Origin of the sequence: Mycobacterium cookii, assembly GCF_010727945.1 — a bacterium.
In the GTDB taxonomy this organism is placed as follows: Bacteria; Actinomycetota; Actinomycetes; order Mycobacteriales; family Mycobacteriaceae; genus Mycobacterium; species Mycobacterium cookii.
The window spans coordinates 1,830,091-1,853,633 of the sequence record NZ_AP022569.1; the positions used below are offsets into that span (position 1 = coordinate 1,830,091).

Here is a 23,543-nt window from a genome sequence, read left to right on the forward strand (position 1 = left end):
ACGACTAGTAGAGCGCGTTCGCCAGGTTGCGCCGCCCGGCAATGACGTCCGGGTCGGCGGGATCGAAGAGTTCGAACAGCTCGATCAGCCGCGTACGTACCGATGTCCGATCGTCACCGGATGTCCGCTTCACCAACGCGACCAAGCGGTCGAACGCACCACTGACGTCCTGGCTGAGCAACTGCACGTCGGCGGCGGCGAATGCAGCATCGACGTCGTCCGGCGCGGCATCGGCGGCCGCGACCGCCTCGGGCCCGTGCGCCGTCGCGCGCATCAGGAACGCGATTTGGCGCACCGCGCCCTTGGCTTCTTCGTGGTTCGGGTTGGTGTCCAGGATGGCCTGATACGAGTCGAGCGCCGCACCCAGGTCGTTGTCCTCGAGTTGCTGACGCGCCCGGGCAAGCTCGGGGTCGACTTCCTCCGGCTCGCCGGAATCGCTTGCACCACTGAGCTTTCCAGCAGTGGCTGACAGCAGTGAGTCCACCCAGCGCCGCAACTGCTCGGCGGGCTGCATGCCCTGAAAGCTCGAAAGCGGTTGTCCGGCAGCCAATGCCACAACGGTGGGTACCACCTCGACGCCGAAGATCTGCGCCACTCGCGGGGCGACATCGACGTTCACGCTGGCCAACGACCACTTGCCGTTGTCGGCAGCCGCCAACCCGGACAGGGTGTCGGCCAGCTGCAGACACACGTCGCTGCGCGGCGACCACAGCAGAACCACCACCGGCACCTGGTTGGAGCGCAGCAGTACTTCTTCTTCGAAATTGGTCTCGTTGACCTCCACGCCGGCGGATGCCGCCGATCCATCGCCGGCGACGTCCCTGCTGGCTGGGGGAGGTTGCTTGAGGGCGGACAGGTCGACTGCACCTGCCAGCGCGGGCCCGATCGGAGGTCGAGGACGGCTCACGTGACCCAGTCTGGCACGGGTACACAGATCGCGATTCACCCGGTTGAGGCGGCCGTATGACCAACGTCACACGAAGTGCCGCGAAGCCGCCGCCGCTACCGCTTCAGCAAACTTTGCGCCGCGGGCGACAATCCGCCTGCGAAAACCGTACTGGCCGGTAACTAGCCAGCGCGCAAGATCAGCGCGTCGCCCTGACCACCTGCTCCGCACAATGCAGCAACGCCGTAGCCGGAGCCCCGGCGGGCCAGTTCAAGCGCGACGTGCAGGGTGATCCGCGCGCCGGACATGCCGATCGGGTGCCCGATCGCGATCGCGCCGCCGTTGACGTTGACGATCTCGGGATCGATGCCGAGTTCCTGCGTCGACGCCAACGCGACCGCGGAAAACGCCTCGTTGATCTCCACCACGTCGAGTTGGTCGACGGAGATGCCTTCCCGGCTGAGCGCCTTCTTGATCGCGTTGGCGGGCTGCGACTGCAGCGTCGAATCCGGGCCGGCGACCACGCCGTGCGCGCCGATCTCGACCAGCCAGGTCAGGCCCAGCTCTTTCGCTTTGTCCTTGTTCATCACGACCACCGCTGCCGCACCGTCGGAGATCTGCGACGCCGAGCCTGCGGTGATGGTGCCGTCCTTGCGGAACGCCGGCTTGAGGCCGGCCAGTGACTCGGCGGTGGTGTTCGCCCGGATGCCCTCGTCCTCGCTGAACTGCAACGGATCACCCTTGCGCTGCGGGATGCTGACCGGCACCACCTCGTCGGCGAAGACGCCGTCTTTCCACGCCGCGGCGGCCTTCTGGTGCGAGCGCGCCGCGAACTCGTCCTGCTGCTGGCGGGTGAATTTGTCGACGTCGTTGCGCTGCTCGGTCAGCGCGCCCATCGGCTGGTCGGTGAACACGTCGTGCAGGCCGTCGTAAGCCATGTGGTCGCGCACCGTGACGTCGCCGTATTTGTAACCGGCCCGGCTGTCGATCAACAGGTGCGGGGCTTTGGTCATCGACTCCTGGCCGCCGGCCACCACCACGTCGAACTCGCCGGCCCGTATCAGCTGGTCAGCCAGGGCGATGGCGTCGATGCCGGACAGACACATCTTGTTGATGGTCAGCGATGGCACGTCCCAGCCGATGCCTGCCGCGACGGCGGATTGCCGCGCGGGCATCTGGCCGGCCCCCGCGGTCAGCACCTGGCCCATGATCACGTACTCGACCAGCGAGGCAGGCACGTTGGCTTTCTCCAGCGCGCCTTTGATCGCGACGGCACCGAGATCGCTGGCACTGAAATCCTTGAGCGAGCCCATCAGCTTGCCGATGGGCGTCCGTGCCCCAGCAACGATCACCGATGTCGTCATGACTACCTCCAGAGCGGGGTTCAACGGCCGATCCGACAAATCGGCAGAGGCGGATTCTTTCCCGTCAGGTTACCGTTACGTGATGACCACCGATCAAGTTGACACCCGTCGAGTACTCGGCACTGCTCTGGTCACGGCAGTCGACCATGTCGGCATCGCGGTGCCCGACCTCGATGCGGCAATCGCGTGGTACCACGACCACCTCGGCATGATTGTTCTGCACGAGGAAGTCAACGATGATCAGGGAATTCGCGAGGCGATGCTGTCGGTGCGAGGGGCCGCGGTGGGCAGCGCGCAGGTCCAGTTGATGGCCCCGATCGACGACTCGTCGGCCATCGCGAAATTCCTCGACAAGCGCGGTCCAGGGATCCAGCAGCTGGCCTACCGGGTCAGCGACCTCGACACCCTCAGCGAGCGCCTTCGCGAGCAGGGCGTCCGGCTGCTCTATGAGGCACCGCGGCGCGGCACAGCGAACTCGCGGATCAACTTCATTCATCCCAAAGACGCCGGCGGCGTGCTGATCGAATTGGTCGAACCCGCCGACGATTCAGAGAACTAGCTCCACTTCCGGGTCGGCCCGCGGGTCGCCCGATTGGTCCAGCACGGTGTGTGCCAGTGTCGTCGGTCCTCGACGGCCACTTCACCGTCGTCCGTCGGCCACACCACCACATGGGCTGTGCCCGAGCGTATTTCGTGATCGCAGCCGGGGCAGCGATACGTCTTGACCGCATACGCGCCCGCGACCTGCCGAACTTCGTAGTCATAGCCGTCGGGCCCGGTCTCCACCCGGCGCGGGGCCGGCAGCGGCCCAAGCGGCTGCTGCCGACGCGGCGTCGTGCGGCGTCGAGCCATGTCAGCAGTCTAGTGAGCCCGCTCAGAACAACCGGAACTCGTCGGAATCCATCCCGCGCATCTTATCGTAATCCAATGTCAGACAACGAATTCCACGGTCCGTCGCTAAAGTTTTCGCCTGCGGTTTAATCTGCTGCGCCGCGAACACGCCACTGACCGGCGCCAGCAGGCTGTCCCGGTTCAGCAGGTCCAGGTATCGGGTGAGCTGTTCGACCCCGTCGATTTCGCCGCGCCGCTTGATCTCCACGGCGACCGAACGGCCCTGTTCGTCGCGGCACAACAGATCGACCGGCCCGATCGGCGTCATGTATTCGCGGCGCACCAGCGTGTAGCCGGCGCCCAGCAACTCCACGTGTTCGGCGAGCAATACCTGCAGATGGGCCTCGACGCCGTCTTTGACCAGCCCCGGATCGATCCCCAGTTCGTGACTCGAGTCGTGCTCGATGTCCTCGACGGTGATCCGCAGCTGCTCCCCCGCCTTGTTCTGCACCACCCACACCGGTGCTTCACCTTCGCTGCCCTCGCGCTCTTCGGTGAACCAGCACGGCGGGCTCATCCAGTTCAGCGGCTTGTAGGCACGATCGTCGGCGTGCACGCTCACCGAGCCGTCCGCCTTGAACAGCAACAATCGGCGTGCCGAAGGCAGGTGGGCGGTGAGGCGTCCGACGTAATCCACGGTGCAGCGGGCGATGACGAGGCGCACGCAACACACCTTAAGCGCGAGGCGTGCGAACAATTAGGCTGACGCCACCATGATGGCGAAACGAACGACCGCGCAACGGCTGGGGCGATTGCTGGAGCGGGTTACGCAGCAGAGCGGTCGGTTGTCAGAAACCCCGGCGTACGGGTCGTGGCTGCTCGGGCGGCCGTCGGAGAGTCAGGCTCGCAGGCGCGTCCGCATCCAGCTGATCAGCACGGTCTTCATCGTCGCGGCCAATGTCATCGGTATCGGGGTCGCAACGCTGCTGCTGACCGTCGCCTTCCCGGAGCCGAGCGTCTTCAGCGATGCGCCGCTGTGGATCTCGTTCATCGCCGTACCGGTGTACTGCGTCGTCGCGCTCGCGCTGGGCACGGCGTGGATAACGCAACGGACCATCGGCGCGCTGCGTTGGGCGATCGAGGAGCGCGAGCCCACCCCGGACAACGAACGCAGCGTGTTTCAGGCGCCGTTCTGGTTGGCCTTCGGCGTGCTAGTCCTATGGGCCGTCGGCGCTGGACTGTTGACGACGCTCTACGGGATGGCCAACAGCACCTTCATCCCGATCGTCGGTTTCTCCGTGAGCATCTGCGGCATCCTGGTGTCCACCGCGTCCTACCTCTTCACCGAGTTCGCGCTGCGCCCGGTCGCCGCGCAGGCACTCGAGGCGGGCAATGTACCGCGCCGGTTGGCGCCCGGCATCATGGGCCGGACCCTGACCGTCTGGTTCCTCGGTTCCGGTGTTCCGGTTCTGGGCATCGCGATCACCGCGCTGTTCGTCTTGGCGCTGGGCAATCTCAGCCTGACCCAGTTCGCGGTGGCGGTGCTGGTCATCGCGACCGCGGCGCTGATCTTCGGCTTCGTGTTGATGTGGATTCTGGCCTGGCTGACGGCGACGCCGGTGCGGGTGGTGCGCGCAGCACTCAAACGAGCCGAAGACGGTGATTTGCGCGGCGATCTGGTGGTGTTCGACGGCACCGAGCTCGGCGAGCTGCAGCGCGGGTTCAACTCCATGGTCGACGGCTTGCGTGAGCGCGAGCGCGTGCGTGATCTGTTCGGCCGGCACGTGGGACGCGAAGTCGCCGCCGCCGCGGAGCGGGATATGCCGCAGCTCGGCGGTGAAGAGCGCCACGTCGCAGTGGTTTTCATCGATGTCATCGGCTCGACGCAGCTGGTGACGAGCCGGCCGGCCGCCGAAGTCGTGCAGCTGCTCAACCGGTTCTTCGCGGTGATCGTCGAAGAGGTGGACCGACACCACGGACTGGTCAACAAATTCGAGGGCGACGCCGTACTGGCGGTGTTCGGTGCGCCCAATCACCTGGACCGGCCGGAAGATCAGGCCCTCGGCGCGGCGCGCGCCATCGCCCGTCGTCTCGACAGCGAAGTGCCCGAGTGCAAAGCAGGCGTCGGGGTCACCGCCGGAAAGGCCGTCGCCGGAAATGTCGGCGCGAAGGAGAGATTCGAATACACGGTGATCGGCGAACCGGTCAACGAGGCGGCCAGGCTGTGCGAGTTGGCGAAGAACGAGTCAAGCCGGCTGTTGGCGTCCGCGGACACCGTCAATGCCGCGAGCGACGACGAGCAGGCCCACTGGTCGTTGGGTGACACGGTGACGCTGCGCGGTCATGACCAGCCCACGCAGTTGGCGACGCCGGTCTAGTCCGGGACCCCGTGCGTGAACACCGCACGGCTGAGCCGCAGCCAGGCGTCTCGGAAACGGGCGGGATCGATGTCACCAGGTGGACGGCCGAGCAGAACTTCGATGACCGGCATGTAGCTCAGACCGGCCAGCAGCACCGCACTGATCGCTTCCGGGTCGGCGATCTGCGTTCCGGCTTCCTCGGCGCTGGCACGCAACGCCTGCCCCATGATCGTGTGTGCGAATGCGAGGTTGCGCACCCACAGTTCGTCGACCAGGTCGGGTGCGGCATCAGGTTCGTGCAGCATCAGCCGCACAAGATCGGCGTTTTCGGCGATGGTCTGCTGCGCTGCGGTGGCGACGTTGGTGAGCGCTTCGAGTCTGTCGGCCGGCGTGGTCGCCTGCCGCCATGCGCGCGAGGCCCGCATCCGGTCCAGTCCGCGCCGCAGCGCAGCCCGCAAAACCTCGTTCTTACTGCGGAAATGCCGGTAAAGCGCGCCGGAGCCCGGCGACATTCCGCACGCTTTCTGCAACTCGGCGGTCGAGGTCGCGGCGTATCCCCGGCTGGCGAACAGGACCAGCGCGGTGTCCAGAAGCCGGTCGCGACTGGGTGTGTCAGCCGTTTGCATTTCGTTAACGCTACTCGATTGCAACCTGAGTAGTAAGTAAGTACTCTCTCACCCCAAGAGTAAGTGCGTCGTGCGCGGGGGCCTTCAGTCAGGACGCGTTTGCTGACAACTCCGGAAGGAACGCGGCATGGGCTCTCACACTGCGACGTCGGTCATCGACAAACGTCAGACGCGTCCCCGCGACGAATCGGCGACCGATTTCCTCCGTGACTTTCCTGCCCTGGTCGCACTCAGCCGCCTTGCCGTTCCGATCCTCGCCGTCGACGACAGCGGCGCGATCGAATTCGCGAACGAGGCGTTCGCGGCGATGGTCGGCCACTCGTGCGACGAACTGGTCACGATGACGGCACAGTCGCTGGTGGCCTGCATTCAGGTGCCGGGCGCAAAAGTGGTCTCGGTCCTGCGGGAGCACGCCAACACGGTGATTCGACTGCAGCACGCCGATGGCTGGACCATGCCGGCGTTGATCAGCGACTCGGTGCTGATCCGTGAGAACGAGAAACTGGCCGTCGTGGCGTTCACAGATTTGACTGAGATCGCTTGGCACACATCGCCCTACGACGAAATGCTGCCTGGTCGGTAGTCGGCGAGGTCGGCTCCCAGGAGCCTCGCAGGATCGTCACAGGTAGGGTGCGCGATACTGCCAGCGTGATCGACTATCTCGACTTCCGATCGTGAGTACTCGGCTGGCCGACTTCGTCGTCGATCGGCGGATGCTGATCATGGTGGCGCTCGCGCTGCCCATCGGCGCACTCTCGGCGGGCGCGGCGTGGTGTCTGCTTCGACTCATCGGGCTGGTCACCAACCTCGTCTTCTACCAGCGGTGGGCCGTCGACCTGGTGGCACCGGGAGCGCAGCATCATTCGTGGTGGCTGGTTCTGGGTGCGCCCATTGCCGGCGGTCTGGTGATCGGTGTGATGGCGCGGCTCGGATCAGAGAAGATCCGTGGCCACGGCATGCCCGAGGCGATCGAGGCCATTCTGACCCAGGGCAGCCGGGTCGATCCGAAAGTCGCTGTCCTCAAGCCTATTTCGGCGGCGATCAGCATCGGGACGGGTGGGCCGTTCGGCGCCGAGGGCCCGATCATCATGACCGGAGGCGCGCTCGGTTCGATTCTCGCGCAGTATCTGCACCTGACCGCCGACGAGCGCAAGATCTTGCTGGTGTCCGGCGCCGGCGGCGGAATGGCGGCGACCTTCAACTCTCCGCTGGCATCCATCTTGCTGGCGGTCGAGCTCTTGCTGTTCGAGTGGCGCCCCCGCAGCACGGTTCCCGTCACCGCCGCGGTCGCCGTCGCGACAGTGGCGCGCCAATTCATCCTCGGCGGCGGCCCGGTGTTCCCGGTGAGCGTGCACGCCACCCAAATCCCCTGGAACATCGACTTGTTGGCGTTCGTCACCGGCGTGTGCGGAGCGGCCATCGCAATCCTGGCCACCCGGTTGGTCTATCTGTCCGAGGACGTGTTCTCGCGGTTGCCATTTCACTGGATGTGGTGGCCTGCGATCGGAGGAGCCGTGATCGGGGTCGGCGGACTGATCCAACCCCGCGCCCTGGGCGTCGGTTACGACGTCATCGGTGAGCTGCTGACCGGCCACGCCACCGTGTCACTGATCGTCGGGATTCTCATTGTGAAGACGGCAATCTGGTCGTTGTCGCTGGGTTCGGGGACATCGGGCGGCGTGCTGGCACCGTTGTTCATGATCGGCGGTGCGCTCGGAGCCTTTGTCGGACAATGGTTCCCGGCCGTGTTTCCGGGATTCTGGGCTCTGCTGGGATTGGCCGCCGTGGTCGGCGCCGCGATGCGCGCGCCGTTGACCGGAATCGTGTTCACCCTCGAACTCACCCACGCCTGGCCCGCGTTGTTCCCGCTGATCATTGCCTCGATCACCGCCTACGGCGTGTCGGTGCTGACCCTCGACCGCTCGATACTCACCGAGAAGATCGCCCGGCGTGGACTGCACCTGACGTGCGACTACACCACCGACCCGCTGGAGGCCTTCTTCGTCGAAGAAGTGATGCGCCCTGGGCCGCCGCGGATGCCGACAGGCGGCACGGTCGGTACCCGCGACACGTTGCGGCACGCGGCGAATGTTCTCGCTGAAGCGGGTGGCCGGCCGTTGCTGGTGGTGTTGCCAGACGGTGCCGAGTGCGGGCATCTGGTGATGGACGACCTTCTTCCGGCCCGACTCCATGATCTCAACGAGGACACTTTGCGCACCCGACATTTCGCCGCGTTCACCCGGGTCCGGACGGCGCCGTCCGACTGAGCGGCGCCGGCGACCACGATGTCGCTTTTCCGCTAGAAATGTCACTGGCGGGGTGTAAATGTCGAGCTGTGTACGAAGATTTCGACCGCTGCTACCGAGCCGTCCAATCCAAGGACGCTCGGTTCGACGGCTGGTTCGTCACCGCGGTGCTGACCACCGGAATCTATTGCCGCCCCAGCTGCCCCGTCCGGCCGCCGTTCGCCCGCAACGTGCGATTCTTTCCCACCTCGGCCGCCGCGCAGGGCGCCGGTTTCCGGGCGTGCAAGCGCTGCCGTCCAGACGCGTCGCCGGGATCGCCGGAATGGAACGTTCGCGGTGACCTCGTCGCGCGGGCCGTGCGGCTGATCGCCGATGGCATCGTCGACCGCGATGGCGTGCGGGGCCTGGCCGCACACCTCGGCTACACCACCCGACAGCTTCAGCGGCTGCTGCACGCAGAGACCGGCGCCGGACCACTCGCGCTGGCTCGCGCACAGCGCGCGCAGACCGCGCGGGTGTTGATCGAGACGACAGTACTGCCTTTCGGTGATATCGCTTATGCCGCAGGGTTTTCCAGCATCCGGCAATTCAATGACACACTGCGGCTGGTATACGACAGCACGCCGAGCGAGTTGCGCAGACGCGCGACCGCGCGGTCTGGTCACAACATCACGTCGACGGGAACGGTGTCGCTCCGCTTACCGGTACGAGTTCCGTTCGCGTACGAGGGGGTGTTCGGCCACCTTGCCGCGAGCGCGGTACCGGGATGCGAGGAGGTACGCGACGGCGCGTATCGCCGAACCTTGCGGCTACCGTTCGGCAACGGCGTCGTCAGCCTGACGCCGGCGCCTGACCACGTCCGTTGCACGCTGGCGCTCGAGGATTTCCGCGACCTGACGTCGGCCATCTCGCGTTGCCGTCGGCTGCTGGACCTCGATGCCGATCCTGACGCGGTGATCGATGCATTGGGTTCGGACCCAGAGCTTGCCCCGGTGATAGCCAAGGCACCCGGTCAGCGCATACCCCGCACCGTCGACGAGGCCGAGCTCGCAGTTCGGACTGTCCTGGGCCAGCAGGTGTCGATCAAGGCCGCGCGGACGCATGCCGGCCGGTTGGTCGCCGCTTACGGCGAACCAGTTCCCGACGCCGACGGCGGACTCACGCACACCTTTCCGTCCGTCGAGCAGCTCGGTGAGATCGACCCAGACCACCTGGCCGTTCCGCGAGCGCGCCGTCGCACCGTCACTGCCCTGGTCGCCGGGCTGGCCGACGGCAGCGTCGTGTTGGATTCCGGCTGTGACTGGAACGCTGCCCGCAGCCAGTTGCTGGCAGTTCCCGGAATCGGACCGTGGACGGCGGAAGTGATCGCCATGCGTGGTCTCGGTGACCCCGACGCCTTTCCGGCCAGTGATCTGGGATTGCGTCTGGCGGCAAAGGAATTGGGTCTGCCTACTGAGCAACGAGGGCTGACCGCGCGAAGCAGGCGGTGGCGCCCGTGGAGGTCGTATGCGACCCAACATCTCTGGACCACGTTGGAGCACGCGGTGAACCATTGGCCGCCGAAGGAGGCCGCATGATGCATTTCCGAACCATCGACAGTCCGATCGGGCCGCTGGCGCTGGCCGGTCAGGGCACCGTGCTGACCCATCTGCGCATGCTGGATCAGACGTACGAGCCGAATCGGTCGGACTGGGTGCCCAACGAGCAAGCTTTCCCACAGGTGGTCGAGCAATTGGAGGCCTACTTCGCCCGAGAACGCAACGATTTCGAAGTCGACCTCAATTTGGTGGGAAGCGAATTCCAGCGCCGGGTCTGGCAGGCGCTGCTGACGATTCCGTACGGCGAAACCCGATCGTATGGGCAGATCGCCGAACAGATCGGCGCGTCCGGCGCCGCCCGTGCGGTCGGTTTGGCCAACGGCCGCAATCCAATTGCGATCATCGTGCCGTGCCACCGGGTTATCGGCGCGAGCGGCGGCCTCACCGGATACGGCGGCGGGCTTGGTCGAAAACGGTGGCTCCTCGATATGGAGCGGTCGCAGACCTCCGCGACACTGACCCTTTTCGACTGAGCCGGGCCGTTAGAACCCCGGCAGCTGCAGCGGCGACGGCGCAGGCGGGCCGAACGGAAGGCCGGCCGGCGCGGCGCCCGGTGCCCCAGGTATCGGGAAGGGCATGTCGCCGTTCGCGACCGAAGTCATGAAGGACGGGCACTGCGACTGGATCGCCATCCCGACGAGGAAGCCGGCAAGTGGCGGTGCCAGCCCACCGTTGCCGCTGATCTGGGCGGCGCTGCTGGCCAGTCCGCTGCCGGGCTGGACCAGCATTGGGCAGATGGACTGCCCCACCTGCGCGATGGCGCCACTCACCGGACCGTTGTTGCCGATACCTGCGCTATTGAGCACCGGCGCCATGGCGTCGCCGACCGAGTCGGCGTGCGCATGGGGGCTGACGCCCGTGGCCGCGGCGAAGACCGCCGCCGTGACGATGACGGGCCGCAGTGCCCGCGTCGAGACCGCTACGGCAGCGTCCATCATGGTCCGCCGGTCATCTGCGCCCGTCCGTCCCCTCAGCGGGCTGCGCATTCGAGCTGCTCCACCAACTACCGTCATGTCGGGTCCCCTCCTCAGTAGCTTGTGCCCCATAGAGCACAAGTATCACTTCGGTAACGGTAGGGCTGTTTTATAACATTAGCAACACAGAAAGGTAACTCTTTGCAACCTGAGCGTTGCGCTACCGCGACTTCCGAGACCGAAGTGCGATGATCGCCGGCTTCGATGGGGCCAGCCGGCCGGCGCAGCCTTTAGGCGAATGGGAAAAGCGCCCAGTTATAAGTAACCAAGGAAATACGTATTCGGAGAAATACATTTGGTCTTTAAATACAAATGCCTCGGCCCCCCGATATGGGGGGCCGAGGGTTTTGTGGTTGTGTTCGGCGGTGTCCTACTTTTCCACCCGGGTGGGTAGTATCATCGGCGCTGGCAGGCTTAGCTTCCGGGTTCGGGATGGGTCCGGGCGTTTCCCTGTCGCTATGACCGCCGTAACTTTATATAAAATTGTGGGGTTGTTATTGGTGGTGGGGTGCGGCAGTTTTGTGGTTATTTGGTGTAGTGGTTGCGTGTGTGTAAGTTTTCGGCCGGTTAGTGCCAGTTCCCTGCAACCATTGCTGGTCTTCTAGGTCTGGTCTATTGATCCCGTGGTCTGCGGGGGGCCTTATCCCACTTGAATGGGTGAGAAGCCTGGTCTTGGAGAAGGTTTCCCGCTTAGATGCTTTCAGCGGTTATCCTGTCCGAACGTGGCTATCCAGCGGTGCCCCTGGTGGGACAACTGGTGGACCAGAGGTTCGTCCGTCCCGGTCCTCTCGTACTAGGGACAGGTTTCCTCAAGCTTCTGACGCGCGCGGCGGATAGAGACCGAACTGTCTCACGACGTTCTAAACCCAGCTCGCGTGCCGCTTTAATGGGCGAACAGCCCAACCCTTGGGACCTGCTCCAGCCCCAGGATGCGACGAGCCGACATCGAGGTGCCAAACCATCCCGTCGATATGGACTCTTGGGGAAGATCAGCCTGTTATCCCCGGGGTACCTTTTATCCGTTGAGCGACACCCCTTCCACTCGGGGGTGCCGGATCACTAGTCCCGACTTTCGTCCCTGCTTGACGTGTCAGTCTTGCAGTCAAGCTCCCTTGTGCACTTGCACTCGCCACCTGATTGCCGTCCAGGTTGAGGGAACCTTTGGGCGCCTCCGTTACATTTTGGGAGGCAACCGCCCCAGTTAAACTACCCACCAGGCACTGTTCCTGAACCGGATAGACGGTTCGAGGTTAGAGGTCCAATACGATCAGAGTGGTATTTCAACAACGACTCCGCAATTACTGGCGTAATTGTTTCACAGTCTCCCACCTATCCTACACAAACCGTACCGAACATCAATACCAAGCTATAGTGAAGGTCCCGGGGTCTTTTCGTCCTGCCGCGCGTAACGAGCATCTTTACTCGTAGTGCAATTTCGCCGAGTCTATGGTTGAGACAGTTGAGAAGTCGTTACGCCATTCGTGCAGGTCGGAACTTACCCGACAAGGAATTTCGCTACCTTAGGATGGTTATAGTTACCACCGCCGTTTACTGGGGCTTAAATTCTCCGCTTCACCCTCGAAAGGGTTAACGGGTCCTCTTAACCTTCCAGCACCGGGCAGGCGTCAGTCCGTATACATCGTCTTGCGACTTCGCACGGACCTGTGTTTTTAGTAAACAGTCGCTTCTCACTGGTTTCTGCGACCCACTACCGCTGCCGGCCGCGAAGGCCATGACGGTGTGTGGGCCCCCCTTCTCCCGAAGTTACGGGGGTATTTTGCCGAGTTCCTTAACCATAGTTCTCTCGTACGCCTTGGTATTCTCTACCTGACCACCTGTGTTGGTTTGGGGTACGGGCCGTGTGTGTGCTCGCTAGAGGCTTTTCTTGGCAGCATAGGATCACCGAATTCACCTCATCCGGCTATGCATCACCTCTCGGACTGATATGACACCCGGATTTACCTAGATGTCGTCCTACCGGTTTGCCCCAGTGTTACCACTGACTGGTACGGCTACCTTCCTGCGTCACCCCATCGCTTGACTACTACCCATCCGGGTCCCGCGCAGCCGGTGAGTTCTCGCACCCCGAAGGGATTGATGAACCACCTTTTGGGCGGTTAGCAGAATGGATTCGTCACGGGCGCGCACACACGGGTACGGGAATATCAACCCGTTGTCCATCGACTACGCCTGTCGGCCTCGCCTTAGGTCCCGACTCACCCTGGGCGGACTGGCCTGGCCCAGGAACCCTTGGTCTTTCGGCGGGCAAGGTTCTCACTTGCCTTATCGCTACTCATGCCTGCATTCTCACTCCCACACCCTCCACCACACCATCACTAGGTGGCTTCGCTGGATGCAGGACGCTCCCCTACCCAACAACACAAGGTTGTTGCCGCGGCTTCGGCGGTGTGCTTGAGCCCCGCTACATTATCGGCGCACAATCACTTGACCAGTGAGCTATTACGCACTCTTTCAAGGGTGGCTGCTTCTAAGCCAACCTCCTGGTTGTCTATGCGACTGCACATCCTTTTCCACTTAGCACACGCTTAGGGGCCTTAGCCGGCGATCTGGGCTGTTTCCTCTCGACGCACGGAGCTTATCCCCGCCGTCTCACTGCCACACTTTCACTTACCGGCATTCGGAGTTTGGCTGACGTCAGTAACCTAGTAGGGCCCATCGGCCATCCAGTAGCTCTACCTCCGGCAAGAAACATGTAACGCTGCACCTAAATGCATTTCGGGGAGAACCAGCTATTACGGAGTTTGATTGGCCTTTCACCCCTACCCACAACTCATCCCTCAGTCTTCAACCTAAGTGGGTTCGGGCCTCCACGCGGTCTTACCCGCGCTTCACCCTGGCCATGGGTAGATCACTCCGCTTCGGGTCCAGAACACACCACTACACCACCCAAAGGTGGATACGCCCTATTCAGACTCGCTTTCGCTGCGGCTACCCCTCCCGGGTTAACCTCGCGACATGTCCCTGACTCGCAGGCTCATTCTTCAAAAGGCACGCCATCACCCCACGACAAGTCGAAGGCTCTGACGGCTTGTAGGCACACGGTTTCAGGTACTCTTTCACTCCCCTCCCGGGGTACTTTTCACCATTCCCTCACGGTACTAATCCGCTATCGGTCATCAGGAAGTATTCAGGCTTACCGGGTGGTCCCGGCAGATTCACAGCAGATTCCACGGGCCCGCTGCTACTCGGGTAACGACACAAAACAGGCATGCAGTTTTCACCTACCGGGCTCTCACCGTCTACGGCAGACCATCCCAGGCCACTTCGACTAACCACACACTGCTGCTCTCCGGTCGGATAGAACCAGACGCATCATCCCCACAACCCCGCACACACAACCCCTACCCGGTTACACATGCGCACGGTTTAGCCATCCTCCGCGTTCGCTCGCCACTACTAACGGAATCACACTTGTTTTCTTTTCCTACGGGTACTGAGATGTTTCACTTCCCCGCGTTCCCTCCCGCACCCTATGTATTCAGATACGGGTGACACGACATCACTCGTGCCGGGTTTCCCCATTCGGACATCCTCGGATCCACGCTCGGTTGACAGCTCCCCGAGGCATATCGCAGCCTCCCACGTCCTTCATCGGCTCCTGATGCCAAGGCATCCACCATGCGCCCTTTAACACTTACAAACACAAGAAAACAACTCAAACAAAAACGCTACAAATCAGCAATTTTGCTTAGATGCTCGCAACCACTATCCAATTACCAAACACCACACCCCACCACCAAGATGGAGCGACACCACCTGACCCCGAACCAATCCCTTGGCCCGGGACAACACCAGGTGTTGCCTCAGGACCCAATAGTGTGCCGGCGATTCTGCTGCCTCAACAAGACAATTGCTGTTGCGCACCAAGCCGACACCCACTACAGGCGACCGGCTCCTCACGGCTCACATCCCCACCAATTGAGGATGTTTTTCGTGGTGCTCCTTAGAAAGGAGGTGATCCAGCCGCACCTTCCGGTACGGCTACCTTGTTACGACTTCGTCCCAATCGCCGATCCCACCTTCGACAGCTCCCCCCACAAGGGTTAGGCCACTGGCTTCGGGTGTTACCGACTTTCATGACGTGACGGGCGGTGTGTACAAGGCCCGGGAACGTATTCACCGCAGCGTTGCTGATCTGCGATTACTAGCGACTCCGACTTCACGGGGTCGAGTTGCAGACCCCGATCCGAACTGAGACCGGCTTTCAAGGATTCGCTAAGCCTCACGGCATCGCAGCCCTTTGTACCGGCCATTGTAGCATGTGTGAAGCCCTGGACATAAGGGGCATGATGACTTGACGTCATCCCCACCTTCCTCCGAGTTGACCCCGGCAGTCTCTCACGAGTCCCCGCCATAACGCGCTGGCAACATGAGACAAGGGTTGCGCTCGTTGCGGGACTTAACCCAACATCTCACGACACGAGCTGACGACAGCCATGCACCACCTGCACACAGGCCACAAGGGAACCGACATCTCTGCCGGCGTCCTGTGCATGTCAAACCCAGGTAAGGTTCTTCGCGTTGCATCGAATTAATCCACATGCTCCGCCGCTTGTGCGGGCCCCCGTCAATTCCTTTGAGTTTTAGCCTTGCGGCCGTACTCCCCAGGCGGGGTACTTAATGCGTTAGCTACGGCACGGATCCCAAGGAAGGAAACCCACACCTAGTACCCACCGTTTACGGCGTGGACTACCAGGGTATCTAATCCTGTTCGCTCCCCACGCTTTCGCTCCTCAGCGTCAGTTACTGCCCAGAGACCCGCCTTCGCCACCGGTGTTCCTCCTGATATCTGCGCATTCCACCGCTACACCAGGAATTCCAGTCTCCCCTGCAGTACTCCAGTCTGCCCGTATCGCCCGCACGCCCCCAGTTAAGCCAGGGAATTTCACGGACAACGCGACAAACCACCTACGAGCTCTTTACGCCCAGTAATTCCGGACAACGCTCGCACCCTACGTATTACCGCGGCTGCTGGCACGTAGTTGGCCGGTGCTTCTTCTCCACCTACCGTCACCAGAAACAAAAGCTCCCGGCTTCGCCGATGGTGAAAGAGGTTTACAACCCGAAGGCCGTCATCCCCCACGCGGCGTCGCTGCATCAGGCTTGCGCCCATTGTGCAATATTCCCCACTGCTGCCTCCCGTAGGAGTCTGGGCCGTATCTCAGTCCCAGTGTGGCCGGACACCCTCTCAGGCCGGCTACCCGTCGTCGCCTTGGTAGGCCATCACCCCACCAACAAGCTGATAGGCCGCGGGCCCATCCCACACCGCAAAAGCTTTCCACCACAGACCATGCAGTCCGTAGTCCTATCCGGTATTAGACCCAGTTTCCCAGGCTTATCCCAAAGTGCAGGGCAGATCACCCACGTGTTACTCACCCGTTCGCCACTCGAGTACCCCCGAAAGGGCCTTTCCGTTCGACTTGCATGTGTTAAGCACGCCGCCAGCGTTCGTCCTGAGCCAGGATCAAACTCTCCAAACAAAAACCCCCACACCACAACAGTGCAGGCAGAATTCAATCAGAACAATCTGACCTAACAAACGACACCAAAAACTGGCATCAAAAACACCACACCCCAACACGGGAAGTCAGAATGCGGCAAAAAACAACAACAAAAACAAAACCACCAAACACACTATTGAGTTCTCAAACAACACCCGTTTTCGGGCAACCCTGCTACTGTACTCCGCGGTAGTTGCACCGTCAACTTCGCTAACCGCTCCTCTCGGAGTCGGGCTGCGACGCTATGTGCGAACTAGTCTACGCGCTCGATCTCGGCGCCGAGACTGACCAGATTCTCGACGAAAAGCGGGTAGCCGCGGTCGATGTGGAAGACGTCGTGCACCTCAGTGTCACCGTCGGCCACCAGCCCGGCGAGCACCAGTCCGGCGCCGGCCCGAATGTCGGAGGACCAGACCGGGGCACTCGATAGTTGAGGAAGGCCTCGCACCACGGCATGGTGCCCATCGGTCCGGGCATCTGCGCCGAGCCGGATCATCTCCTCGACGAACCGAAACCGCGCCTCGAAGACGTTTTCGGTGATCATCGACGTGCCGTCGGCGATCGCCGCCAAGCCGATCGCCATCGGCTGCAGATCTGTCGGGAAACCCGGATACGGCAGCGTCGAGACATTGATCGCCTTCGGCCGCTCATATTGGGTCACCCGGAAGCTGTCGTCCGTCTGGGTGACCGTGGCGCCGACGTCGTGCAATTTGTGCAGCACGACCTGAAGATGTCCCGGGTCAACACCGGTCACCGTGATGTCGCCGCGGGTCATCGCCGCGGCGATGCCCCATGTCGCGGCGACGATGCGGTCGCCGATCACGCGATGCTCGGTCGGGTAGAGCCGCGGCGCTCCGGTGATCGTCATCGTCGGCGAACCGGCGCCTTCGACTTGAGCGCCCATTTGGTTCAGCATCGTGCAGAGGTCGACCACGTCGGGTTCGCGCGCGGCGTTGTGGATCGTCGTGACGCCTTCGGCCAGAACCGCGGCCATCAAGATGTTCTCGGTGGCGCCGACCGACGGGTACTCCAGCTGAATCTCCGCACCGTGCAGTGCATCCGCATGGGCGACGACGCAGCCGTGCTCGATGTTGCAGACGGCTCCGAGCTGTCGCAGCCCGGCCTGGTGCATATCGAGCGGCCGCGACCCGATGGCGTCACCGCCGGGCAGTGCGACTTTGGCTCGCTTGCACCGTCCAACCAGCGGGCCAAGCACACAGACCGACGCCCGGAACTGCCGGACTGCGGCGAAGTCCGCGTCGTATTTCGGCTCGTCCGGTGACGTGATGCGAACGGTGGCGCCGGAAAGCTCGACCGTGGCGCCCAGGCCTCGCAGCACCTCGGCCATCAACGGCACGTCAAGAATGTCGGGGCAGTTGGTGATCGTGCTGGTGCCCTCAGCAAGCAATGTCGCTGCCATCAGCTTCAAGACGCTGTTCTTGGCGCCCCCAACAGCGACTTCGCCCGACAACCGACTGCCACCGGTCACCACGAAACGCTCAGCCACGCGGCCAGTTTAGTGAAGCCCCATCGCCCTGTCAGTCGGCTGCGGCAGTCGGAGCGGTACGTTTTTAGTCATGGCAGTGCACTTGACCCGCATCTATACCCGGACCGGCGACGACGGAACCACCGGGTTGAGCGACTTCTCGCGGGTTTCCAAGAGCGACGCGCGGCTGGTGGCGTATGCCGACTGCGACGAGGCCAACGCGGCGATCGGCACCGCGATCGCGCTGGGAAAACCCGAACAGCAGATCGCTGACGTCCTACGGCAGATCCAGAACGACCTGTTCGACGCCGGAGCGGACCTCTCGACTCCGATCGTGGAGAACCCGAAGTATCCGCCGCTGCGCATCACGCAGCCCTACATCGACCGGCTCGAGGGCTGGTGTGACGAGTTCAACGAGAACCTTCCGCCACTGAATTCGTTTGTGCTGCCTGGTGGTTCGGCGCTGTCGGCGCTGCTGCATGTTGCCCGTACCGTGGTGCGGCGCGCCGAGCGGTCGGCTTGGGACGCCATCGATCAGCATGCGTCCGACGTCAGCCCACTTCCCGCGAAATATCTGAATCGGTTGTCGGACTTGCTGTTCATCTTGTGTCGGGTGGTCAACCCTGACGGCGATGTGCTCTGGCGGCCTGGCGGCGGCAGAACCGACCAGCCCAAGAAGTAGCCGGGTAGCTCAGGTACTGCTGCGGCGCGCCCGCGGCGACGGGCGTGACTCCAACCAAGACTGGAATGCGGTCAATGCGCCTCGATCCAAGGCGATTTCGTAACCAGCCCGGCGGTCTTGCGTGGTGTCGCTCAACTCGAGCACGACGATCTCTTCAGTCATGATGTCGAATTCGTCGCCGCGTGGTGCCCGTCGCGAAACGACCTCGACGCCGCGCCGGTTGAGATGACGGTCCGGCCAGAGGCGGACGCTGGACAGTCGATAAAACGCGGCATCTCCACCGCGGTAACGAATGACGCCGTGACGCCAGCCATGACCGCCGACCGCAGGTATGTCCCGCATGATCGCCGCAGTTCCACCTTGGCGCAGCTTCCACAGCCGATAGCTCAGCGCGACAACCGCAAGACCGAGCAAGGCGACGAGCACGACCATGACAACCATGAGCGTGCTCATCGCCGCGGCCCGCTAGTCGAGCGCGCCGACGGCACGCAGTCTGGCGCGACCTCTGGCGGCTGTGCGGGGATCATCGGATTGCGAATCCTCTTTGGCAGCGGACTCGTCGATCTCCGAAGCGAATTCCGCCGACTCGGCGAGGATGCTGACGCCTTCCTCGGTGACCGATAGGAAGCCGCCGTCCACCGCGATTCGAAGGTCGTCCTCGCCCTCGCGCTCGACGCGGACCATGGCGTCGTCGACCAATTGTGCGACCAACGGGATGTGGCTCGGCAGAATACCGATCTCCCCCACGGTGGTGCGGGTGAAGAGGAACGTTCCCTCGCCCGACCAGATCTTCCGGTCGACGGCAACGATCTCCACGTTCATCGTGGCCATCTCACACCCGTCCTTCCGCGCTCAACCCTTGCCGCCGGCGAGCACACATCACAGCTTGGCGCCGAAGCTTTCGGCTTTCTTGGCCAAGTCGTCGATACCGCCGATGAGGAAGAAAGCCTGCTCGGGAATGTGGTCGAAGTCGCCCTTGGCCAGCTTGTCGAAGGCCTCGATGGTCTCCTTGAGCGGAACGGTGGAGCCGGGCTGACCGGTGAACTGCTCGGCCGCCATCATGTTCTGCGACAGGAACCGCTCGATGCGTCGCGCCCGGTTCACCTGCTGCTTGTCCTCTTCGGACAGCTCGTCGATACCCAGAATCGCGATGATGTCCTGAAGGTCCTTGTAGCGCTGCAGGATTCGAATGACTTCCTGCGCCACCCGATAGTGCTCGTCGCCGACGATCGCCGGGTCCAAAATGGTTGAGCTGGACGCGAGCGGGTCGACCGCGGGGAAGATGCCCTTGGAGAACACGTTTCGCGACAACTCGGTGGTGGCGTCCAGGTGCGCGAACGTTGTCGCCGGCGCCGGGTCGGTGTAGTCGTCGGCGGGCACGTAAACCGCTTGCATCGACGTGATGGACTTACCGCGGGTCGAGGTGATCCGTTCCTGCAGTTCACCCATCTCGTCGGCCAGCGTGGGCTGGTAGCCCACCGCCGACGGCATCCGGCCGAGCAGCGTCGACACCTCGGACCCGGCCTGAGTGAACCGGAAGATGTTGTCGATGAACAGCAGCACGTCCTGGCCCTGCTCGTCGCGGAAGAACTCGGCCATGGTCAAGGCCGACAACGCAACCCGCATACGAGTGCCGGGCGGCTCGTCCATCTGACCGAACACCAGCGCGGTGTCCTTGAGCACGTCGGCGTCCGCGAGCTCCACCCACAGGTCGTTGCCCTCGCGGGTGCGCTCCCCCACGCCGGCGAATACCGAAGTACCACCGAAGTTTCGGGCGATGCGGTTGATCATCTCCTGGATCAGAACGGTCTTGCCGACGCCCGCACCGCCGAACAGCGCGATCTTGCCACCACGCACGTAGGGCGTCAGCAGGTCGACGACCTTTAGGCCGGTCTCGAGCATCTCGGTCCGCGGCTCCAGCTCGTCGAACGGCGGCGGCTTGCGGTGAATCCCCCAGTGGTCGAAGTCTTCTCCGTAGCCGGGCTCGTCCAGGCAGTCGCCCAGGGCGTTGAACACGTGGCCCTTGACCCCGTCGCCGACCGGAACGGAGATCGCTTTGCCGGTGTCGGTCACCTCGACGCCGCGGACCAGTCCGTCGGTCGGCTGCATCGAGATGGTGCGAACCAGGTTGTCACCGAGGTGCTGCGCGACCTCCAGCGTCAGCGTCTTCGCGAGATCCGCGTAGGTGATCTTGGCGTGCAGCGCATTGAACAACTCGGGTATGGAGCCGCGCGGGAATTCGACGTCGACGACGGGTCCGGTGATCCGCACCACGCGGCCGTTGGTGTCGCCACCCTTCGAGTTCGTCGACTTCTCAGCCTGTTTGGTGGTAGCAGCCATGTCCTCTTCGCTTCCTGATGGGGCCTATTTGGCGTCGGCGAGCGCATTGGCGCCACCGACGATTTCGCTGATTTCCTGAGTGATCTGCGCTTGCCGCTCACGGTTGGCTTCCAACGTGAGCGACTTGATGAGGTCGTCGGCATTGTCGCTGGCCGATTTCATCGCCCGCTGGCGTGATGCCAATTCTGAGGCAGCGGACTGCAGCAGCGCCGTGTATATCCGGGTGGCCAGGTAACGCGGCAGCAGCGCGTCGAACAGCGTCGTCGCGTCCGGCTCGAACGAGTACAACGTGCGTGGCTCGTTGTCGTCTTCGACGTACTCCACGACCATCGGGGCGATGCGGTGCGCCTCGGCTGACTGCGACATCATGCCCTTGAACTCGGTATAGACGACGTGCACCTCGTCGACTCCGGGCTCCTCGGCGTCGTCGCCGCCTTCGGACCCGCTGGTGAAGGCGGACACCAACGTCTCTGCCACCTCCGCGGCGTTCTCGTAGCTGGGCCGCTCCGAGAAGCCGGTCCACGACTCGGTGATGTCCCAGTTGCGAAAGCTGTAGTAGCCCAGCGCTTTGCGCCCGACGGTGTACAGCACAGGCTTCTTGCCGCTCTCGCGTAGCAGCGAGAAAAGCTCCTCAGCCCGCCGGAAGGCGCTGGAGTTGTACGCACCGCACAGGCCGCGGTCAGACGAAACCACCAGCACGGCGGCCCGTTTCGGCTCAGGACGCTCGACCAGCAATGGATGGTCCAGCGCGGCCTCCTCGGCCAGCGTGGTGAGCACACGGGTGAGCTCGTCGGAGTACGGCCGGGCCTCCTGCAGCCGGGCCTGCGCCTTGCCGATGCGCGACGTCGCGATCATTTCCTGGGCCTTGGTGATCTTTTTGATCGACCCGGCGGAACGGATTCGACCCCGCAGTTCGCGAAGTGTGGCAGCCATTCTCGATTACTTCTTCTTCTGCTCCGGCGGCGCGGGCTTGTGCACCTGCACCGACTCTTTCGCAACCTGGTCTTCGTCGAGCGGTTCCACGTGCTCGTCGGGCACCACCGAGCCACCGCCGGTGGCCGCGAAGCCCTTCTTGAAGTCCTTGACCGCGTCGGTCAGCTTCGTCTCGTTTTCCTCGCTGAGCTTCCCGGAGTCCCGAATGTCGGACAGCAGCCCCTCGTGCGAGGCGCGTACGTGGTCGAGGAACTCGGCCTCGAATCGGCTGACGTCTTCGACGGGCACCGAGTCCAGGTGACCGCCGGTCCCGAGGAAGATCGAGACCACCTGCTCCTGAACGGGCAACGGCCGGTACTGCGGCTGCTTGAGCAACTCCACCAGTCGCTCGCCGCGCTCCAGCTGTGCTTTCGATGTCGCGTCCAGGTCTGAGGCGAACGCCGCGAACGACTCCAGCTCGCGGAACTGCGACAGGTCCAACCGGAGGCTTCCGGCCACCTCTTTCATCGCCTTGATCTGCGCGGCGCCACCCACACGCGACACGGACACACCGACGTTGATCGCCGGCCGCACACCCTGGTTGAACAAGTCGGACTCCAGGAAGCACTGCCCGTCGGTGATCGAGATGACGTTGGTGGGGATGTACGCCGAGATGTCGTTTGCCTTGGTCTCGATGACCGGCAGACCGGTCAGTGAGCCGCCGCCGAGCTCATCGGACAGCTTCGCGCAGCGCTCCAGCAGCCGTGAGTGCAGATAGAAGACGTCACCGGGGTACGCCTCGCGACCCGGCGGGCGACGTAGCAGCAGCGAGATCGCACGGTAGGCCTCGGCCTGCTTGCTCAAGTCGTCGAAGACGATCAGCACGTGCTTGCCGTCATACATCCAGTGCTGAGCGATCGCCGAACCGGTGTACGGCGCAAGCCATTTGAACCCGGCGGCGTCGGACGCGGGCGCCGCGACGATGGTGGTGTAGTCCATCGCGCCACCTTCGTCCAGTGCTCGACGGACCGAAGCGATCGTGGTGCCCTTCTGGCCAATCGCCACGTAGACGCAACGCACCTGCTTCTTCGGATCACCGGATTCCCAGTTCTGGCGCTGGTTGAGAATGGTGTCCACGCATACGGCGGTCTTGCCGGTCTTGCGGTCGCCGATGATCAGCTGGCGCTGGCCGCGGCCGATCGGGGTCATCGCGTCGATGGCCTTGATACCGGTCTGCAGCGGCTCGCTCACGCTTTGCCGCTGCACCACCGACGGGGCCTGAATCTCCAAGGCGCGCCGCGCGTCCGGTTCGATGTCGCCCTGGCCGTCGATAGGGTGCCCGAGCGGATTAATGACCCGGCCGAGGAAGCCATCACCGACGGGCACCGAGAGCACCTCGCCGGTTCGCTTGACCTGCTGGCCCTGTTCGAGCTTCTCGAAGTCACCCAGGATCACCGCGCCGACGCTGTGCTCGTCGAGGTTCAGTGCGACACCCAGGACGCCACCGGAGAATTCGAGCAGCTCCTGGGTCATCACCGATGGCAAGCCCTCGACGTGTGCGATGCCGTCTCCGGCGTCGACCACCGTGCCCACCTCTTCACGGGCGGTGTCGGAGGTGAAGGAGCTTACGTATTCCTCGATCGCGCCTTGGATATCTTCAGCGGAGATCGTCAACTCTGCCATGGCTTTTCGTTCTTCCTGCTTGTCGATGGTGTT

Annotated in this window: 19 protein-coding genes and 3 rRNA genes; 7 read left to right on the forward strand and 15 right to left on the reverse strand. The window is 63.3% G+C overall.

Going from position 1 to position 23,543, the window contains the following annotated elements; genetic code table 11:
- Positions 1–4: 4 nt before the first annotated feature.
- Positions 5–907, reverse strand: coding sequence for a tetratricopeptide repeat protein (locus G6N27_RS08605; RefSeq protein ID WP_163775960.1), 903 nt, complete (start codon positions 905–907; stop codon positions 5–7).
- Between the two features lie 161 nt (positions 908–1,068).
- Positions 1,069–2,250: an acetyl-CoA C-acetyltransferase gene (locus tag G6N27_RS08610; protein ID WP_163775961.1), complete on the reverse strand. Its 1,182-nt coding sequence runs from the start codon at positions 2,248–2,250 to the stop codon at positions 1,069–1,071.
- 79 nt (positions 2,251–2,329) lie between these two features.
- Here G6N27_RS08610 and mce point away from each other — a divergent pair, with 79 nt between their 5' ends.
- Positions 2,330–2,809: a methylmalonyl-CoA epimerase gene (mce, locus tag G6N27_RS08615; protein WP_170308193.1), complete on the forward strand. Its 480-nt coding sequence runs from the start codon at positions 2,330–2,332 to the stop codon at positions 2,807–2,809.
- Here the strand turns inward: mce and G6N27_RS08620 are convergent.
- Positions 2,806–3,102 (reverse strand): hypothetical protein, encoded by a 297-nt coding sequence (locus tag G6N27_RS08620; protein WP_163775963.1) that lies wholly within the window; start codon positions 3,100–3,102, stop codon positions 2,806–2,808. The two genes, mce and G6N27_RS08620, sit on opposite strands and share 4 nt — an antisense overlap.
- Positions 3,103–3,124: 22 nt before the next feature.
- Positions 3,125–3,805 (reverse strand): endonuclease NucS, encoded by a 681-nt coding sequence (nucS, locus tag G6N27_RS08625; RefSeq protein ID WP_163775964.1) that lies wholly within the window; start codon positions 3,803–3,805, stop codon positions 3,125–3,127.
- 49 nt (positions 3,806–3,854) lie between these two features.
- Here nucS and G6N27_RS08630 point away from each other — a divergent pair, with 49 nt between their 5' ends.
- Positions 3,855–5,459: an adenylate/guanylate cyclase domain-containing protein gene (locus G6N27_RS08630; protein ID WP_163775965.1), complete on the forward strand. Its 1,605-nt coding sequence runs from the start codon at positions 3,855–3,857 to the stop codon at positions 5,457–5,459.
- On the opposite strand, the gene G6N27_RS08635 is transcribed toward G6N27_RS08630, so the two are convergent.
- Entirely contained in the window at positions 5,456–6,067 is a 612-nt protein-coding gene (locus G6N27_RS08635; protein ID WP_163775966.1) for a TetR/AcrR family transcriptional regulator, read from the reverse strand. The two genes, G6N27_RS08630 and G6N27_RS08635, sit on opposite strands and share 4 nt — an antisense overlap.
- Before the next feature lie 127 nt (positions 6,068–6,194).
- Between G6N27_RS08635 and G6N27_RS08640 the strand changes: the two genes are divergently transcribed.
- From G6N27_RS08640 to G6N27_RS08655, 4 genes are all read left to right on the forward strand, one after another.
- Positions 6,195–6,650, forward strand: a complete 456-nt coding sequence (locus G6N27_RS08640) for a PAS domain S-box protein (protein WP_163775967.1) — start codon at positions 6,195–6,197, stop codon at positions 6,648–6,650.
- Between the two features lie 91 nt (positions 6,651–6,741).
- The gene (locus tag G6N27_RS08645) at positions 6,742–8,334 is read left to right on the forward strand and encodes a chloride channel protein (RefSeq protein WP_232064916.1); all 1,593 of its coding nucleotides are present in this window, start codon (positions 6,742–6,744) and stop codon (positions 8,332–8,334) included.
- 68 nt (positions 8,335–8,402) lie between these two features.
- Complete coding sequence (locus G6N27_RS08650) at positions 8,403–9,890, forward strand: DNA-3-methyladenine glycosylase 2 family protein (protein WP_163775968.1); 1,488 nt, start codon at positions 8,403–8,405, stop codon at positions 9,888–9,890.
- A complete protein-coding gene (locus G6N27_RS08655; protein ID WP_163775969.1) occupies positions 9,887–10,384 on the forward strand; it encodes a methylated-DNA--[protein]-cysteine S-methyltransferase in 498 nt (165 codons plus the stop codon). Before G6N27_RS08650 ends, G6N27_RS08655 begins: the two co-directional genes overlap by 4 nt.
- A gap of 9 nt (positions 10,385–10,393) precedes the next feature.
- On the opposite strand, the gene G6N27_RS08660 is transcribed toward G6N27_RS08655, so the two are convergent.
- The 5 genes from G6N27_RS08660 to murA form a co-directional block, all read right to left on the reverse strand.
- Positions 10,394–10,846 carry a DUF732 domain-containing protein gene (locus tag G6N27_RS08660; RefSeq protein WP_163775970.1) on the reverse strand — a complete coding sequence of 151 codons (453 nt, stop codon included), beginning with the start codon at positions 10,844–10,846 and terminating at the stop codon, positions 10,394–10,396.
- Positions 10,847–11,242: 396 nt separating this feature from the next.
- Positions 11,243–11,355, reverse strand: a 5S ribosomal RNA gene (gene rrf / locus G6N27_RS08665).
- Positions 11,356–11,432: 77 nt separating this feature from the next.
- Positions 11,433–14,546, reverse strand: a 23S ribosomal RNA gene (locus G6N27_RS08670).
- Between the two features lie 307 nt (positions 14,547–14,853).
- Positions 14,854–16,386, reverse strand: a 16S ribosomal RNA gene (locus G6N27_RS08675).
- Together the 16S, 23S and 5S rRNA genes form the textbook arrangement of a ribosomal RNA operon.
- A gap of 274 nt (positions 16,387–16,660) precedes the next feature.
- On the reverse strand, positions 16,661–17,914 hold the full coding sequence (gene murA, locus G6N27_RS08680; RefSeq protein ID WP_163775971.1) for a UDP-N-acetylglucosamine 1-carboxyvinyltransferase: 1,254 nt from the start codon (positions 17,912–17,914) through the stop codon (positions 16,661–16,663).
- 70 nt (positions 17,915–17,984) lie between these two features.
- Here murA and G6N27_RS08685 point away from each other — a divergent pair, with 70 nt between their 5' ends.
- Positions 17,985–18,575: a cob(I)yrinic acid a,c-diamide adenosyltransferase gene (locus G6N27_RS08685; protein WP_163775972.1), complete on the forward strand. Its 591-nt coding sequence runs from the start codon at positions 17,985–17,987 to the stop codon at positions 18,573–18,575.
- Between the two features lie 9 nt (positions 18,576–18,584).
- On the opposite strand, the gene G6N27_RS08690 is transcribed toward G6N27_RS08685, so the two are convergent.
- From G6N27_RS08690 to atpA, 5 genes are read right to left on the reverse strand one after another with little or no spacing between them, the layout of a single operon-like run.
- The gene (locus G6N27_RS08690; RefSeq protein ID WP_163775973.1) at positions 18,585–19,028 is read right to left on the reverse strand and encodes a DUF2550 domain-containing protein; all 444 of its coding nucleotides are present in this window, start codon (positions 19,026–19,028) and stop codon (positions 18,585–18,587) included.
- Positions 19,029–19,040: 12 nt separating this feature from the next.
- On the reverse strand, positions 19,041–19,406 hold the full coding sequence (locus G6N27_RS08695) for a F0F1 ATP synthase subunit epsilon (protein WP_163775974.1): 366 nt from the start codon (positions 19,404–19,406) through the stop codon (positions 19,041–19,043).
- Positions 19,407–19,454: 48 nt separating this feature from the next.
- On the reverse strand, positions 19,455–20,915 hold the full coding sequence (gene atpD / locus G6N27_RS08700; RefSeq protein WP_163775975.1) for a F0F1 ATP synthase subunit beta: 1,461 nt from the start codon (positions 20,913–20,915) through the stop codon (positions 19,455–19,457).
- A 24-nt stretch (positions 20,916–20,939) separates the two neighbouring features.
- Positions 20,940–21,848, reverse strand: a complete 909-nt coding sequence (locus G6N27_RS08705; protein ID WP_163775976.1) for a F0F1 ATP synthase subunit gamma — start codon at positions 21,846–21,848, stop codon at positions 20,940–20,942.
- Positions 21,849–21,854: 6 nt separating this feature from the next.
- Entirely contained in the window at positions 21,855–23,510 is a 1,656-nt protein-coding gene (gene atpA, locus G6N27_RS08710; RefSeq protein WP_163775977.1) for a F0F1 ATP synthase subunit alpha, read from the reverse strand.
- Between the last annotated feature and the right edge of the window lie 33 nt (positions 23,511–23,543).

What these genes read in the sequence shown, in the direction of transcription:
- G6N27_RS08610 (WP_163775961.1), bottom strand. Translation starts at nt 2,250, where the DNA reads ATGACGACATCGGTGATCGTTGCTGGGGCACGGACGCCCATCGGCAAG.
- G6N27_RS08620 (WP_163775963.1), bottom strand. Translation starts at nt 3,102, where the DNA reads ATGGCTCGACGCCGCACGACGCCGCGTCGGCAGCAGCCGCTTGGGCCG.
- G6N27_RS08630 (WP_163775965.1), top strand. Translation starts at nt 3,855, where the DNA reads ATGATGGCGAAACGAACGACCGCGCAACGGCTGGGGCGATTGCTGGAG.
- G6N27_RS08635 (WP_163775966.1), bottom strand. Translation starts at nt 6,067, where the DNA reads ATGCAAACGGCTGACACACCCAGTCGCGACCGGCTTCTGGACACCGCG.
- G6N27_RS08640 (WP_163775967.1), top strand. Translation starts at nt 6,195, where the DNA reads ATGGGCTCTCACACTGCGACGTCGGTCATCGACAAACGTCAGACGCGT.
- G6N27_RS08655 (WP_163775969.1), top strand. Translation starts at nt 9,887, where the DNA reads ATGATGCATTTCCGAACCATCGACAGTCCGATCGGGCCGCTGGCGCTG.
- G6N27_RS08660 (WP_163775970.1), bottom strand. Translation starts at nt 10,846, where the DNA reads ATGGACGCTGCCGTAGCGGTCTCGACGCGGGCACTGCGGCCCGTCATC.
- G6N27_RS08685 (WP_163775972.1), top strand. Translation starts at nt 17,985, where the DNA reads ATGGCAGTGCACTTGACCCGCATCTATACCCGGACCGGCGACGACGGA.
- G6N27_RS08690 (WP_163775973.1), bottom strand. Translation starts at nt 19,028, where the DNA reads ATGAGCACGCTCATGGTTGTCATGGTCGTGCTCGTCGCCTTGCTCGGT.
- G6N27_RS08695 (WP_163775974.1), bottom strand. Translation starts at nt 19,406, where the DNA reads ATGGCCACGATGAACGTGGAGATCGTTGCCGTCGACCGGAAGATCTGG.
- atpD (WP_163775975.1), bottom strand. Translation starts at nt 20,915, where the DNA reads ATGGCTGCTACCACCAAACAGGCTGAGAAGTCGACGAACTCGAAGGGT.
- G6N27_RS08705 (WP_163775976.1), bottom strand. Translation starts at nt 21,848, where the DNA reads ATGGCTGCCACACTTCGCGAACTGCGGGGTCGAATCCGTTCCGCCGGG.
- atpA (WP_163775977.1), bottom strand. Translation starts at nt 23,510, where the DNA reads ATGGCAGAGTTGACGATCTCCGCTGAAGATATCCAAGGCGCGATCGAG.